This is a genomic window from Paenarthrobacter sp. A20 (assembly GCF_024168825.1).
In the GTDB taxonomy this organism is placed as follows: domain Bacteria; phylum Actinomycetota; class Actinomycetes; order Actinomycetales; family Micrococcaceae; genus Arthrobacter.
The window spans coordinates 602,222-615,113 of the sequence record NZ_JALJWH010000001.1 but is presented as its reverse complement, the minus strand read 5'-3'; the positions used below and the strand labels follow the sequence as shown (position 1 = coordinate 615,113).

The window sequence follows — 12,892 nt, the reverse complement described above, 5'->3', positions numbered from 1 at the left end:
AAGTTCACGATGCGAAGTCGTGGTGTGCTCTGGGGCACCTTTGGACTACGCACCATGAAATCCACAAAAATGAACATCAGCAATGAAGTGAACAGAAGTAAACAATCCTGAGCCCGCCGTCCTGGCGGGGACTAGGCCTGCGTTGAGTCCCTCACCACCAGGGCGGGGGACAGGTTCACGCGTTGAAGCGCTGAAGTGCTCCCACGCCTTCCCCCTATCCGGGTCAGGCACATCACCAACGCCTGGTGGCCGACGTCGTATTTCGGCGGTGCCACGGCGGTGAGCGGGACGGCCCCGAGCGCGGCGATCTCGTCATCGTAGGAAACGATCGCGAAGTCTTCCGGCACTCGGACCTGCCGTTCCAGGCATGCGCTCACAAACTGGAGGGCATCCTCATCGGTGTGGACAACAGCGGCCGTCACTCCCGTCGAGGCGCACCAATCCAGGATCCCGTTCATCAGCTCACGATGGGCTTGCGGATCATTCTGCGCACGGGACATGGCACGCACCATCGAGTCGTCGTGGGGGTGTCCGGCGCGCTGCATGGCGATGTGGAATCCATCAATGAGCTGCGACGCGGTAGGACTGTTCTCGCGCAGGCAGATGGCGATCCTCTGGTGGCCGAGTCCCAGCAGGTGGTTCACCGCTATCTCCGAGCCGCGCACATGGTCGCTCCGGACTGATTCGAGCCGGCCGAAGTCCAGTGCGTCGTCGATGGACCGCTCCACCACCACCACTGGCACCTCCGATTCCGCCAAGAGGTCCAGCGTTTCGGTTTTGGCCAACGATTGCTCGCTGGGGGTGATGAGGATTCCGTCGACCCCGTGATCGTAGAGCCGCCGCAGCTGCCGTCGCTCCTCGGCAGCCGAGTAGTTGGAAACCCCCAGCACCAACCGCACGCCGGCTTCCTGCGCGGCGGCTTCGGCGCCGCGGATCACGCCCGGAAAGTAGTACGACGCCGATGGAACGATCATGCCGATCGTCGCCAACGGACGCCTTCCGCCGGGACGCCACGACGTCGACTGCGGGGCCGCAGGGCCAGCGGGCTTACCGCCGGTGGAGACAGCGCCGCCATGCACACGCTCCAGCAGGCCTTGCTCGGCGAGCACAGCGAGATCACGCCGGACAGTCATCCCCGATGTCCCCAGTTTGGCCGCGAATTCCCCGGCATTGAGGGAGCCATGCAGAGCCAGCTCCCTCAGGATGAGCTGTTGACGATCCTCGGACAGCATGCAGGTCTCCGCCTATCAAGTTCACTTATGTTCAGTTTGTTCATTATGAACCAGAACAGAGTGCGGACGCGGATCCACGACGCCTTATGTGCCGACCTTCACCACTGAGACCTCGACGGCGGCCGGCCGGGGGAGCAGGTGCCGCCGCACGGCTTCGGCTACTTCGCGGGCCACAACCGGGGCCGGACGGGACGTGGCCACCGCGATCCGCATCTTTACTGCGAGCACCCCGGCATCGTCAGTGAGGCTGATCAGAGAAGGAGTCTCCCCGGTCAAGGCGGACAACGCGGCGCCGGCAATGGACTGCCACAGCGGTTGGGCAGGGTAGACCGCGCTGACACCTTCCACCGCCTGAACCACGCCGAGCAGCTGTTCGGCCAAACCGCCCAACTCTACCCAGGTGCCCGAAACACTTGCGGGGGCGGCATCCCCGACTTCCAAAGGCTCGGTCATGGCTGCTCCTTGGTCATGGGATCTGCAGGGGTAGTGGCATCTGCAGGGCTTGCTGGCTTGGGCGGCTCCAGCACATCGGTAACAGTGATGTTGATGGCTTGAATGGTCAGTTCAGTATGGGCAGCCAGGGTTTCTGCCAGCTCCTGGCGAAGCGTGGCGGCATGTTCTTCCATGGGGTGTCCGTAAACGACTGCTACTTCCACGTCCACGGTGATCCCGGCTCCAGGTGTGGTGACGTCTCCGTGCAGGCGGCATTTGCCGGCGGCTGTTCCCGGAAGGGCGTCGGCTACGGAACGGATGAGTGCGGAGATGGATCCTTCCGTTTCCCACAGAGTGTCGTTGGGGTTCCCGGACTGCAATGGAATGCTCCGTCCCGGCCGCAACTCCAGCCGGAGGTTGTCCAGGATGGACTGCATCCAGTCGTCCGTGCCGGAGCCGGCATCCGCCACGTCGGAGCTGAGCAGTTCGCGTCCCAGCTCGGAGAGGTGACGCAGCGAGGCCAAGCCGGCCTGGCATTCGGGGCATGTTTCCAGGTGGACCGGATCTGCAATCTGTCCAGTGTCCAAGTAGGCGCTCAGCTCCGCGAGGCTGTGGCCGCATTCGAGGGTGTCGCTGGTGGTGTTCATCGCCATTCCTCCATGGTGCGCGCAAGAGTGATCCGTGCCCGGGCCAGGCGGCCGCGGACACTGGCTGGGCTGATGTTCAGTGTCAGCGCAATTTCCTCGTAGCTTTGGTCATTGAACTCCTTGAGCACCCAACAACGCCGCTGCTCCTCTGGAAGCTTGGAGAGCGCCGCCTTCAGGGCCTCGATTCGGGAGCTGTTGACGGCGTTGGTTTCCGGGTCCTTGTTCCTGGGCGGGGAAGTGGCATCCACTGTGTTTTCCACGTCGCCAAGGTCCGCGTGGTTGCGGCGCTTCCGGAGGTGGTCGATGCTGCGGCTGCCAACGATGCGAAGCAACCAACCCTTTACCGCAGCCGGATCCCGCAAGCTGTCCAGTTGTTTCCAGGCCTGGACGAGTGTTTCCTGGACGACGTCGTCGGCGTCGGCCAGTGAGCCGGTCAACCGACGGGCCGTGGCCCGCATCAGGGGGCCGTGGCGTCTGGCGAGGGCCTCGAAAGCGGCCGTGTCACCATCTGCGGCCCTGCCTGCCAGCAAAGCATCGGGAACCAGGTCCAGTTGGTGCTGCGCCGCGGGTGAACCAGTCACGTTTCCTGCCTTCCCAGTACACGGTGGACTTGAGCCTGAATCTTGGATAGTGAATCGAGGCGGTAGGTTCGGGACGGTTCCGTATGCCGGTGGAACCGTCCCGACCCGGTCTTACTTCTTGGTGAAACCCTCTTTGAGCTTCTGGGCGGCATCCTTGATGTTTTCGCTGATGTCCGCTGCAGCGTCCTTGACCTTTTCGCCGGCCTGCTGGAGCTTGGCCTGTGCTTGGTCCTGCTGGCCCTCGCGCTCCAGCGCCTGATCGCCCGTGAGCTTTCCTGCGCCTTCCTTGGCGGCACCGAGGTGCTCGGTGGCTGCGTTGTTGATCTTGTCGTTGATACCCATGGTGTTCCCTTTTCTTGTTGTGCACGGCCTTTGAGGGCCGTGCCGGTTTTTATTCGGTGGAAAGCTGTTTCACTGCGGTGACTGATGAGAGACGGTCACCGGGTACGACGGGAACCGGACACCCGGGTCCGGGCGCCGCTGGTGATTCGGACCAGGACCGGTATTGGATGGCCCAGCCAGGCGTCGATTCCTTGGATGAGTTCTTCGGCGGTGTCGGCAAGCTCCCTGGGTGAGGTTCCCTTGCGCGCTTGCATGCGGAGCCGCAGCGCCGTCCCGCTCCGTGATTCCCAAGCGGAGACTGAAGCAGCCAGGACGTTCTTGTTGCCGTTCAGGGCTTGGTGGACTGCTGCGGAGATGAGTCCAACGTCCACCACGGTTCGGCCGTTGCTCCCGTCGGCTTGCTCTGCCAGGCGGGGTGTCCGGCCGCCGCCCTGGGATGCCAGCCAAGCGGCGCTGAGTACGGCGCCCAGCAGCAGCGCCGCAACGCCAGCCACCAGCCACCAGCTTCTCGCCGGTTCAGGTAAGAGAGCGGTGCTGGAGAGGGTGCGGGCTTGATCCGTCAGGGTAGAACCAATGGCCCGCCAGGTATCCGCTGCTCCCGGCAGGGTTCCGGCCGCGATGAGTGCGGCTCCGGTGCCCAGCAGGGCCAGCCCCACCACGGTGAGCAGGATGCGGTTCACTGCACGGTTGGTCCTTCTCATTGCCCCACTGCTCCTTCGTTCAATACCCGTACGCTGTGCTTGACCGGCCGATCCAGCGCATAGGCGGCCAGTTCGCCGTCGAGCGCTGTTTTGATGGACTCAAGGTTCAGGGGAACGCCCGACGTCGGACGGACCTGGACGCGTACGGACCGTCCGCCGACGGTGGTGGTCACCTGCCCTGGCGCCAAGCCCGCGGCAAGCCGGGTCCTGCTGGACACGGCTGCGGCGATGACATCGTCATCGACAACCGTTGCCGTGCGGTCGCTGGCCAGGGCGCGCCTGGGCCGGCGTCCCTTGCCGACCGCTATGCCGATGATCAGCAGCCCCAGAATTCCCAAGCCAACGCCAGCTGCGGTCATGCCCGCCGGGATGGTGTTGGCGGGAAGGTCAAGCAGCCACTTCCGCAGCTGGGCGGGGCTGGCAAGCAAGGGCTGGTCCTTGAGCAGCCACAGCACGGATTCCAGCGCCAGCCAGAGGAACGTGATCAGAAGAAGGGAGGCCGCCACCACGGACGGGATGGACCTTGAAGAATGTGTGTCCCTGCGGATCATGCGCCGGATGACTCGGTCCTGCTTCACTGCACCCTCCTTTCCGTGGAGTGACTTTCCTTCAACTGTGCCTGCTTGGATCCAGTGAGCCGGATGTCGACGCGGCCAAGTTCCATGCCGGTGAGTTCCAGGCTGCGGGCCACCAGCTCTGTCCGCGCGGCCTGGGCCTTCTCGAACACGGTGCCATGCGTTGCTTTGCCGTCCAGGGTTGTGCCCGCATCCGGCCGGGGCCCCAACAGGGGCGGGAGCGCAAGCTGGACTGAAGCCCTGACGCCGAGCCTGCCGGAGTCGTCGTCCAGTTCAGCCGTGACGTTGCTCCCGCCTACCTGGAAAGCGCGGGCCGTGATGGTTTCCACCGTTTTGCGGAGCGCGGTCCGGGCAATTCGGGTGTGCCCGGCCCTGTGCCCGGCTTCGTTCCCGGCGTTGTTCTCCGGTGCCGGGCCACCGGCTTCGCTGATCATGAGGAGGAGCGCTTGCCCCGCAGGGCATCCAGCACCCCGCCCAGGTCAAGCTTTCCCTCGGCGGAGCGGCCCAGCACGGCTCCGATTCCTACGAACAACGCAGTCAGCAGCAGCCCCCAGAATCCGAAGGCCAAGCCGGCCAGTGCCAGGACCGCTCCTACGGCCATGCCCGTAACTGTGGGGCTCATGCGACCCTCGGCTCACGCGTGGCATCATCGGCGTCGGAATCCTCGGACGGCACATGGATATCCGTGATGGTGACGTTCACTTCGGTGACTTCCATGCCCACCAGGTCCTCGATGGCCGTGTAAACGGCGTCGCGGGCGTTGTCTGCGACTTCCTGGAGCGGGTGGGGGTATTCAACAACCAGGGTGACGTCCACGGCCACCTGGGTTTGGCCAACTTCTACGCTGACACCCTGCGTGAGGTCCTTCTGGCCAACCTTTTCGCGGAGGGTGCCGATGGCCCGGGCCGCGCCGCCGCCCAGGGCATGGACGCCGGGGATTTCCTGGATGGCGATGCCGGCGATCTTGGCTACGACGCCGTCGGCCACTGTGGTGGCGCCACGGCCGTCCTTGCCCTTGTCCTGGATTGGCTTGTCCTGGATGGGCGCCGGGGTGTTCTTTGCGGGGACGTCTGCGGGGGTGTGGGTCTGGATCGTCATGGCAATCACTCCTGTCCGTTGTGTGCGGCGTTCTTTTGCGCCGTCATGAATAGGACGCAACGAAGTGAAGGATCCTCACGGTGACTTTTGTGTGAGCTGCATCACTCTTTAGTCGTTCACTATTGTTCAACTCCCTCCGATCCAGCTGCGGACAACCTACTGTAATGAAGCTGGAACTACGCCCCCGCAGGAGACTCATGGCCATCGGCTTCACCATGCCCGCCCCGGATTTCGACCTCAGCCCCATCACTGGATGGACGCGGGAGCACTGGCTGGCCCTCGCGGATCAGCAGTTGCTCGCGGTTCGCCCCTACTTTTCACCCCGCAAGGCGACAATCCGGCTGGGCGGCCGCCCGTCGTCGTCGGGAGTTGTGTCCGACGGCCTGGAAGGTTTCGCCCGAACGTTCCTGCTGGCGGCTTTCCGGGTGGCGGGCGAGGGCGGGGATGATCCCCACGGCCATGTGGACCTTTACCGCGAGGGCCTGCTTCAGGGGACCCAAGGGGACGGACCTGAAGCGTGGTTGCCGATTACTGATCGCTCGCAACCCATGGTGGAGGCTGCATCCATCGTCCTTGGGCTCCAGATCACCAAGGCCTGGCTGTGGGACACCCTCGGCGGCGACGAACAGGCGCAGGTTGCCGCCTGGCTGCAGGGCTCCTCGCGCAGCACCTGTGTGGACAACAACTGGGTGCTCTTCCAAGTGATGATCGCCGAGTTCCTGGCCGGTGCCGGGTTCGAGCACAACGAACGCCAGATCGAACACGGCCTGCAGCGCCTGGAGGACTGGTACGCCGGCGGAGGGTGGTACAGGGACGGGGACAACGGCGGTACCGGCGATTTCTTCGATTACTACTGCGGCTGGGCCATGCACCTCTACCCCATCCTCTGGGCCGAATTCGCTGCCGGCCGGTACCCTGAAGCCGACCGCCGCCTGGACCTCTATCGGACCCGGCTCGCGGCTTTCCTGGAGGACCACGTCAGGTTCTTCGGTTCCAACGGCGCCCCGATTTTCCAAGGCCGTTCGCTGATCTACCGCTACGCCGCGGTGGCGCCCCTCTTCATGGGTGAGGCGATCGCCGCGACGCCGCTCAACCCCGGCCAGACCCGTAGGATCGCCAGCGGCGCGGCGAAGTACTTCCTCGACGGCGGCGCTTACGACGACGGCCTGCCGTCACTTGGGTGGTTCGGCGCTTTCGAGCCAATGACCCAGGGATACTCGGGCCCCGCCTCGCCGTACTGGACGTCCAAGGCGTTCGTAGGATTGCTCCTGCCCGCCGACCACCCGGTGTGGACCGCCGTCGAGGAACCATCTCCGTTCGAGGGGGATGACGGCCTGAAGCACGCAGAGGCGCCCAACTACCTGCTCCACTCCACTGCCGCTGACGGCATTGCCCGTCTGCTCAACCACGGCAGCGACAAGTACTACGCGCCGGGTCCGGACGATCCCCTGTACCGCCGCCTCGCCTACTCAAGCCACACGGCGCCACTGTTCACCACGCACCCGGTCGACAACCACTTCGCCATCCTCAACCACTCCGGCACGCCCAGCCGCCGGGCGAAGATCCACCGCCCCAAGGCCTGGCATCAACAGGCAGCCAGTTGGCATGCCCCCGTGTGGGATGACACCGACGACCCCGCCGATTCACCCTGGCGGGTCGCGACGGGAACGGCCGCGGCAGGCGGGTACGAACTTCGGGTCCACGCCGTGGTGTCCCATGTTGCCTCTGGCCTGGCCGTCCGCGATGGCGGCTACGCGCTGGCCGGTAGCCGCCCCGTGGAGAACCGGGATGGCGTGCTCAGCGACGGCCGGCTTCACACCGCCATATGGCCCCTTTACGGCTATGCGGGCGTCGGAACCTACCGGGCGGAAGGCGCGTCGCCATTGGGCGAGCTGGCCGCATGCGGCTATCTGGAAGGCCAGCTGTCCGGCAAACGCAGCTGCTTCGCTTCACTGGTGTACCTCGGTGGTGAGCCTCCTGCCTGGGTTCCTCCCGCCGTCGGGCGTCCAGTTTTTGACGTGCTCGACGACGACAGCCGCATCGGCGCGCGCCTTGCCTTGGGTTCGGGACAGGTTTTGGAGGTGTCGTTCGCCTTCTGAGGCGCGGGAGCGAATCTTGACCGAATCTTGAGATGACCCGGCGTCCTTCTTGAGCAGTCCATCCGATGGTTGAAACATCAGCCAATCTGCTGATGGGAGCTTCCAGGAAGGACCACCGAAATGACTGACCAGATCTCCACCAAGTCCGCAAACGCCGGCATTGCCCGCGATTCCCTGTCGGGAACTGCCGAGGCAGTCCGCCATGCTGGGGAGGTCCTGGGCCAGAACCGTGCCGTGGTGGCCGTTCGTGAGCAGTTCAACCCCCTTGGCGTGGGGCTTCGGAGCATCTGGCCGCAATCGGTCGTCGGGTTCTAGGGCCCAACAACTTTGTACCGGGCGGGCACCTTTTCCTTCGGAAAGGTGCCCGCCCGGCGTCGTTTAAGCGACGATGGAGTCCAGCTCGAAAATAAGGAGGCTTGTCATCAAGGAAGAGATGAGGAAGGCCGCTGGTGTGGCCGAGGAAGCCGCGAATTCGCGTACCTTTGCCGCTGTTGCCCGGGCCGGCTACGTGGTGAGTGGACTGCTGCACCTGCTGATCGGTGTCATCGCCCTGCAGCTGGCAGTGGGCCGCGGCGGTGAGGCCGATGTCAGCGGAGCGGTGACGGAGCTGGCCCGCCAACCGGCCGGTCCGTTCCTGCTCTGGGCCTGCATCGCAGCATGCGCGGCGCTGGCATTATGGCAACTTGGTAACGCGATCCTCGGCTTCCGGGGCGGTGTGGGCAACAAGCTCACCAAGAGACTCTCCGCCGTAGGGCAGGCGATCGTCTTCGCCGGCCTTGCCGCCACCATCGTCTCGTTCGTCGCTGGCAAGGGCCAGAACAGCAGGGAGTCCACCAGCGACTACACCGTCACGCTCATGAAGGCCCCGTTCGGGATGTTCCTGCTGATCGCCATCGGTGCCGGCATCGCGATCACGGGCATTGTGTTCGCAGTGCGGGGCTTTCGGCAGAAATTCACCAAGGACCTCTCGCTGTCCTCCCACCAATCCGTGCGCAAATTCCAGCTCGGTGTTGGCGTGGTGGGCTACATAGCCAAGGGGATCGCCCTTTTCCTGGTGGGCCTGCTGGTGGTTATCGCTACGGTCCGTGCCGAGCCTGAGCAGTCAACCGGACTCGATGGCAGCTTGAAAGCCCTGCGGGAACAGCCGTATGGGGTGTACTTGTTGGCAGCTGTTGCGCTGGGGCTCATCGCCTACGGCCTGTTCCTCATGGTCAAAGCACGGACGCTCAGGACTTAGCTTCTACGTGGACCGGCATCACCTTGCTTCTTCCTTCTCGATGGGGATCCACAACTGCCCACGTCCGTGCGTGCCGCCTGCCTCCACCTGGACGCTGAGCATTTCAGGTCCAGGCGCCCACCTGTACGGGTTGGCCGGGAACCATTCCGTTGCTGCGTCCGCCCACATGTTTTGCAGGACCTCCGGGAACTTCCCCTCGGTTTCGAAAACGACCCACAGACCTGCCGGCACTTCAAGGGCGTCCAAACCTGCCGGTGCGGCCTGGCTGGATGCCACGGCGTGCCAGTAGTCCAGTTCGCTTCCCTCGGTGCGCTGCTCATCGATGGCGTCGGTGACAGACAGTGGGCCGGCAGGATCCATGTCTGCGAACCCGAGCATGCGCTGGGTGACACTGGGGTCCAGGCCCCTTTGAAAATCGATGATGGCCTGGTTGGGTCCTTCGTGGACCAGGGGGACGCGGGCTTTCATTCCAATAAGGCGGAAAGCAGGCCTGTCCTCAATGCGGTGCTTCATGTCGGTATTCCCTTCGACTCGGAGATGGAACCTCAGCTGAGGCTGGGAATGGAGGACGGCGCCAGGCTGTCTGGCCTCAGACGGCGTCAGCCCGTGCATGGCCTTGAAGGCGCGGGTGAACGCTTCAGCTGAGCCGTATCCGTAGCGGACCGCAACGTCCAGGACTGTTCCGCCCTCAAGGATTTCCGCAGTGGCCGCCGTTAGCCGCCTCCTGCGGATGTACTCCGAGATGGGGAGGCCAGCCAGGGAGGAGAACATCCGCCGGAAGTGATATTCGGACGTCAAAGCGGTCCGGGCCAGGGTGCTCACCTCCACGGTCGCGGTCAGGTCATGCTCGATCAGCTCCACGGCCCTGTTCCATTCGTGCACAGTCGCCTCCGTTCCTTGCACCGACGCTACGCGGGCCACAGCGGTGATGGCCCAACAATCCTTGCCCGAAATTATCAGGCTCCGGACAACGCAAGAACCCGGAGGCTGCAGTTGCAGCACTCCGGGTTCCTGGATCTCGTGGAGGAGCCGGCGTTCAGGTACTACGGCCGGCTGGAGCCAGACGCTTCGTCATCAGGTTCGGATGAGAAGGGCCGGTCCGCAGGGGTCTCTTCCGTATTGTGTTCGTCGAGTTCGGCGTCGGCCGAGGGCACAGTCTTCTCGGCGTAATCGCCCTCTGTGTAGTCGCCGCCGGCGTCGTCCTTCAGGGTTTCAGGGGACACTCCGGTGTCGCCGTAATCGCCCTCGGAGTACTGGCCTTCGAGTTCGTCGCCGTTGGCGTCGCGGTTCGGGTGATCAGCCATGGTGCGTCCTGCGGCTGGTGACCAGCCCGTAGACCAGCAGCACGATGAGTGAGCCGCCGATAGCCAGGAGCCAGGTTCGGATGGCGAAGAACTCCGTCAGTCCTTCGCCGAAGATCAGGCCGCCGATCCAGCCGCCCAACAAGGCGCCGACCACGCCCAGCAAGAGGGTTATGAACCAGCCGCCTCCTTGGCGGCCGGGAAGAATAAGCTTTGCGATGGCACCGGCCAAAAGACCGAGCAGAAGAAAACCAAAGAAACCCATTTTTGCTCCTACTTTCTTTGTCGATGGAAATTCCATGAACGTGTTGAAGCGGTCACTTCATCGGGCGCCTTTTCCGCATTTAGGGCGCCGAAATGCGGCCCTTGGAGGCCGCGCGATGTACGGGAACGGAAAAGCCAATGCAACCCGATGAATTTGTTAAATGCAGCCAGTAAAGCACTCCTGCCGATGGGGGGTCGGGCTCAGTACTACAACTGCAACGCTAGCCGCTCCGGGAACCAGTAGCAAGTAACCTGATTATCTACTTGCCCGTGGATGGAGCCCCGAGCTGGCCGGATTACGGGGCTGCTGGTCATCCACGGGGAGTCTCCGACTTCCTTGGCGGCCTTCTTGGCCTGCCAACTGATTCCTCAGCAGTATTCATCATCCAGTCACCCAGTCCCATGGTTTTCACTCCTCGGGTCGTGGTTCGGGGGCCGCCGGCGATTATCCGCCGCTTGGCGCATTATTTTAGTCGTTTGTCCCATTCCAGCAAATCTTTGTTGATCGGCCTGCGATCAATGCGCAGGTGACAGCGCGCAGGCTACGGGGATAGTGTCGAGGAATAACGCCTCGAAAGGAGTGATTCCTGTGAAAGGGAAAGCATTGTTCGCCGTTGGAGTGGCCGTCGGCTACGTATGGGGATCGAAGTCCTGGCCGGAGGTGTTTCGGCGGGTACGTGGAGGCACGGAAAAGCTCTGGAAGAACCCTGACGTCCAAGAGAACGTACACCAGGCCGCCGAAGCTGTACAGGAGTCGGTGCCGGATGTCTTGGACAACCTCTATGAGGCCGGCAAGAAGCTGATGGAAAGGGCCGAGGCGATGTTCCCTGGAATCACCTCGCCGAAGGCGGGCCAACGGACGGGTTCGTCCACGCATGAACCGGCAGCAACCACCGTCCCTACCATCAAGTCAGACGTAGTGTCGGATCCCGCCCTGGATGACACCACCGGAAGTGACTGGACGGACGAGGGCGGCGCAGCGCCGGAAGGACCAGCCACGAATACTCCGCCCCGTCCCTAGTTCCCAGCTAGATGCTGCGGTTCGCGGCCGTCAAAATTGCCTCTCCTAGTTCCTTGGGCTTAGTGAACTGGGGCCAGTGTCCTGTAGGCAGGTCGATGTAGTCCACGTCGTGGATCCTTGCGAGCTCGGCGGTAAAGGGATGGCCGGCGTCCATCCACTCCTTCAGCAATGACGACGGGAACTGGCAGGCGATGATGGTGGCAGGAACGTCGTAGCGCCGGACGTCGCTCAACTGCTGCTGGTCAAAAGCAACGCCCTTGGGTTCGGGGATGGCGCGTGCGCGGAAAGCTTCCTTCAGGTCATCGGTGAGGTCCACCAGGTCCTCGTCCTCGAACGCTTCCCACGGCGGCAGCGGGAGGTCGTCGCCGTCGTCGGGCAATTCATCATTGATGACCCCGCCCTCACCGAGAGGGCCACTGTCCACATAGATGGCACGGGCCACCCGGTCTGGGCGGGCATCTGCCACGCCATGGATGATGGCGCCGCCACCTGAGTGGCCTACAAGGATGACTTTGCCGTCCAGGGAGTCAACTTTCGCCGCGACGGCATCTATGTGTGTGCGCAGGCCGATGCCGGCGCGGGAGGCATCGACGGATTCCAGCCCAGGGAGCGTCAGCGGATGAACCGTGTGTCCTGCGGCCACCAGCGGGGGAGTCACCTCCTCCCATGACGAGGCGTCCAACCAGAAACCGGGTACAAGGATGATGTCCATGCGGGTACCCTACGGGAGCCCACCGACAGTTTGTAGGGGCCGTTAGTCTCCGTCGGCCAGCTTTTGCACAACCTTCGCCAGGATCTTGCCGCGGGACTCCGGGGTGCGGGCCTTGAGTACCTGCAGGATGATGAGGTAGCGCCCGGTCTTACCCAGCCGTTCGAAACCTTGCTTGGCGGCGCGGTTTCCTGCGAGCGCGGCCTCCAGGTCCTCGGGAACCTCGGCGTTGGCTTGCGAAACGTACGCTGCTTCCCAGCGCCCGTCAGCCTTGGCGGCGTCTATCTCGGCGAAGCCCGCCGGCTGCATGCGTCCAGCCTGGATCAGGGCTTCCACTTTGCCCACGTTGACTTGGGACCACGAGCTGCGGGCCCGGCGACGCGAGTATCGCTGCAGGAAGGTTTTCTCGTCGTTTCCGCGGCGTTGGCCGTCGATCCAACCGAAGCAGAGTGCGCCGTCCAGGGCGTCTTCGATGCTGATGAGTCCGGCGCCTGAGTTCTTCTTGCCGATTATCAGCCAGGCTTCGGCTTCAGTGTCGTGGTGTGCAGCCAGCCAGCCCTCCCAGTCTGCTCCGCTGGCAAACCTCAGCAGCTCGGGCTCGTTCTTCTCCACCGTGGACCTCCCTTTCCCACTACCAGCATCCCCCAAGTAGG

Annotated in this window: 19 protein-coding genes; 4 read left to right on the top strand and 15 right to left on the bottom strand. The window is 63.8% G+C overall.

The annotated features are described in order from the left end of the window. Window positions 1–131: 131 nt before the first annotated feature. The 10 genes from J3D46_RS02965 to J3D46_RS02920 form a co-directional block, all read right to left on the bottom strand. Entirely contained in the window at window positions 132–1,232 is a 1,101-nt protein-coding gene (locus J3D46_RS02965) for a substrate-binding domain-containing protein (RefSeq protein WP_231340854.1), read from the bottom strand. A gap of 84 nt (window positions 1,233–1,316) precedes the next feature. Continuing rightward, window positions 1,317–1,685, bottom strand: a complete 369-nt coding sequence (locus tag J3D46_RS02960) for a hypothetical protein (protein WP_253464981.1) — start codon at window positions 1,683–1,685, stop codon at window positions 1,317–1,319. Then, window positions 1,682–2,311, bottom strand: a complete 630-nt coding sequence (locus J3D46_RS02955; protein WP_253464977.1) for an Asp23/Gls24 family envelope stress response protein — start codon at window positions 2,309–2,311, stop codon at window positions 1,682–1,684. The genes J3D46_RS02960 and J3D46_RS02955 overlap by 4 nt, the downstream gene beginning before the upstream one ends. After that, entirely contained in the window at window positions 2,308–2,892 is a 585-nt protein-coding gene (locus tag J3D46_RS02950) for an RNA polymerase sigma factor (RefSeq protein WP_253464974.1), read from the bottom strand. The genes J3D46_RS02955 and J3D46_RS02950 overlap by 4 nt, the downstream gene beginning before the upstream one ends. 111 nt (window positions 2,893–3,003) lie before the next feature. Next, complete coding sequence (locus J3D46_RS02945) at window positions 3,004–3,234, bottom strand: CsbD family protein (RefSeq protein ID WP_231340858.1); 231 nt, start codon at window positions 3,232–3,234, stop codon at window positions 3,004–3,006. 95 nt (window positions 3,235–3,329) lie between these two features. Next, window positions 3,330–3,935: a hypothetical protein gene (locus J3D46_RS02940; RefSeq protein ID WP_231340859.1), complete on the bottom strand. Its 606-nt coding sequence runs from the start codon at window positions 3,933–3,935 to the stop codon at window positions 3,330–3,332. Next, a complete protein-coding gene (locus tag J3D46_RS02935; RefSeq protein ID WP_253464971.1) occupies window positions 3,932–4,513 on the bottom strand; it encodes a hypothetical protein in 582 nt (193 codons plus the stop codon). Before J3D46_RS02935 ends, J3D46_RS02940 begins: the two co-directional genes overlap by 4 nt. After that, complete coding sequence (locus J3D46_RS02930) at window positions 4,510–4,944, bottom strand: hypothetical protein (protein ID WP_253464969.1); 435 nt, start codon at window positions 4,942–4,944, stop codon at window positions 4,510–4,512. The genes J3D46_RS02935 and J3D46_RS02930 overlap by 4 nt, the downstream gene beginning before the upstream one ends. Next, window positions 4,941–5,132 (bottom strand): DUF2273 domain-containing protein, encoded by a 192-nt coding sequence (locus tag J3D46_RS02925; RefSeq protein ID WP_024818603.1) that lies wholly within the window; start codon window positions 5,130–5,132, stop codon window positions 4,941–4,943. The genes J3D46_RS02930 and J3D46_RS02925 overlap by 4 nt, the downstream gene beginning before the upstream one ends. Beyond that, window positions 5,129–5,608 carry an Asp23/Gls24 family envelope stress response protein gene (locus J3D46_RS02920; RefSeq protein ID WP_253464967.1) on the bottom strand — a complete coding sequence of 160 codons (480 nt, stop codon included), beginning with the start codon at window positions 5,606–5,608 and terminating at the stop codon, window positions 5,129–5,131. The genes J3D46_RS02925 and J3D46_RS02920 overlap by 4 nt, the downstream gene beginning before the upstream one ends. A 164-nt stretch (window positions 5,609–5,772) precedes the next feature. Here J3D46_RS02920 and J3D46_RS02915 point away from each other — a divergent pair, with 164 nt between their 5' ends. The 3 genes from J3D46_RS02915 (at window position 5,773) to J3D46_RS02905 (ending at window position 8,944) form a co-directional block, all read left to right on the top strand. Next, entirely contained in the window at window positions 5,773–7,707 is a 1,935-nt protein-coding gene (locus tag J3D46_RS02915; protein ID WP_253464964.1) for a DUF2264 domain-containing protein, read from the top strand. Between the two features lie 120 nt (window positions 7,708–7,827). Then, window positions 7,828–8,022, top strand: a complete 195-nt coding sequence (locus J3D46_RS02910) for a hypothetical protein (protein ID WP_231340864.1) — start codon at window positions 7,828–7,830, stop codon at window positions 8,020–8,022. A gap of 118 nt (window positions 8,023–8,140) precedes the next feature. Further along, a complete protein-coding gene (locus J3D46_RS02905; RefSeq protein ID WP_253464961.1) occupies window positions 8,141–8,944 on the top strand; it encodes a DUF1206 domain-containing protein in 804 nt (267 codons plus the stop codon). Window positions 8,945–8,962: 18 nt separating this feature from the next. Here the strand turns inward: J3D46_RS02905 and J3D46_RS02900 are convergent, their stop codons facing one another. From J3D46_RS02900 to J3D46_RS02890, 3 genes are all read right to left on the bottom strand, one after another. After that, entirely contained in the window at window positions 8,963–9,826 is an 864-nt protein-coding gene (locus J3D46_RS02900; RefSeq protein ID WP_231340866.1) for an AraC family transcriptional regulator, read from the bottom strand. A 161-nt stretch (window positions 9,827–9,987) separates the two neighbouring features. Next, the gene (locus tag J3D46_RS02895) at window positions 9,988–10,248 is read right to left on the bottom strand and encodes a hypothetical protein (protein WP_253464959.1); all 261 of its coding nucleotides are present in this window, start codon (window positions 10,246–10,248) and stop codon (window positions 9,988–9,990) included. Then, window positions 10,241–10,510, bottom strand: coding sequence for a GlsB/YeaQ/YmgE family stress response membrane protein (locus J3D46_RS02890; RefSeq protein WP_231340868.1), 270 nt, complete (start codon window positions 10,508–10,510; stop codon window positions 10,241–10,243). Before J3D46_RS02890 ends, J3D46_RS02895 begins: the two co-directional genes overlap by 8 nt. A gap of 588 nt (window positions 10,511–11,098) precedes the next feature. On the opposite strand from J3D46_RS02890, the gene J3D46_RS02885 reads away from it, so the two are divergent. Then, entirely contained in the window at window positions 11,099–11,530 is a 432-nt protein-coding gene (locus tag J3D46_RS02885; protein ID WP_253464956.1) for a DUF4555 domain-containing protein, read from the top strand. Between the two features lie 7 nt (window positions 11,531–11,537). Here the strand turns inward: J3D46_RS02885 and J3D46_RS02880 are convergent, their stop codons facing one another. After that, window positions 11,538–12,242: an alpha/beta fold hydrolase gene (locus J3D46_RS02880; RefSeq protein ID WP_231340870.1), complete on the bottom strand. Its 705-nt coding sequence runs from the start codon at window positions 12,240–12,242 to the stop codon at window positions 11,538–11,540. A gap of 42 nt (window positions 12,243–12,284) precedes the next feature. Next, complete coding sequence (locus J3D46_RS02875) at window positions 12,285–12,851, bottom strand: YdeI family protein (protein ID WP_253464953.1); 567 nt, start codon at window positions 12,849–12,851, stop codon at window positions 12,285–12,287. Between the last annotated feature and the right edge of the window lie 41 nt (window positions 12,852–12,892).

What these genes read in the sequence shown, in the direction of transcription:
- J3D46_RS02940 (WP_231340859.1), bottom strand. Translation starts at nt 3,935, where the DNA reads ATGAGAAGGACCAACCGTGCAGTGAACCGCATCCTGCTCACCGTGGTG.
- J3D46_RS02880 (WP_231340870.1), bottom strand. Translation starts at nt 12,242, where the DNA reads ATGGACATCATCCTTGTACCCGGTTTCTGGTTGGACGCCTCGTCATGG.
- J3D46_RS02905 (WP_253464961.1), top strand. Translation starts at nt 8,141, where the DNA reads ATGAGGAAGGCCGCTGGTGTGGCCGAGGAAGCCGCGAATTCGCGTACC.
- J3D46_RS02910 (WP_231340864.1), top strand. Translation starts at nt 7,828, where the DNA reads ATGACTGACCAGATCTCCACCAAGTCCGCAAACGCCGGCATTGCCCGC.
- J3D46_RS02945 (WP_231340858.1), bottom strand. Translation starts at nt 3,234, where the DNA reads ATGGGTATCAACGACAAGATCAACAACGCAGCCACCGAGCACCTCGGT.
- J3D46_RS02960 (WP_253464981.1), bottom strand. Translation starts at nt 1,685, where the DNA reads ATGACCGAGCCTTTGGAAGTCGGGGATGCCGCCCCCGCAAGTGTTTCG.
- J3D46_RS02920 (WP_253464967.1), bottom strand. Translation starts at nt 5,608, where the DNA reads ATGACGATCCAGACCCACACCCCCGCAGACGTCCCCGCAAAGAACACC.
- J3D46_RS02930 (WP_253464969.1), bottom strand. Translation starts at nt 4,944, where the DNA reads ATGATCAGCGAAGCCGGTGGCCCGGCACCGGAGAACAACGCCGGGAAC.
- J3D46_RS02925 (WP_024818603.1), bottom strand. Translation starts at nt 5,132, where the DNA reads ATGAGCCCCACAGTTACGGGCATGGCCGTAGGAGCGGTCCTGGCACTG.
- J3D46_RS02965 (WP_231340854.1), bottom strand. Translation starts at nt 1,232, where the DNA reads ATGCTGTCCGAGGATCGTCAACAGCTCATCCTGAGGGAGCTGGCTCTG.
- J3D46_RS02955 (WP_253464977.1), bottom strand. Translation starts at nt 2,311, where the DNA reads ATGAACACCACCAGCGACACCCTCGAATGCGGCCACAGCCTCGCGGAG.
- J3D46_RS02915 (WP_253464964.1), top strand. Translation starts at nt 5,773, where the DNA reads ATGAAGCTGGAACTACGCCCCCGCAGGAGACTCATGGCCATCGGCTTC.
- J3D46_RS02890 (WP_231340868.1), bottom strand. Translation starts at nt 10,510, where the DNA reads ATGGGTTTCTTTGGTTTTCTTCTGCTCGGTCTTTTGGCCGGTGCCATC.
- J3D46_RS02895 (WP_253464959.1), bottom strand. Translation starts at nt 10,248, where the DNA reads ATGGCTGATCACCCGAACCGCGACGCCAACGGCGACGAACTCGAAGGC.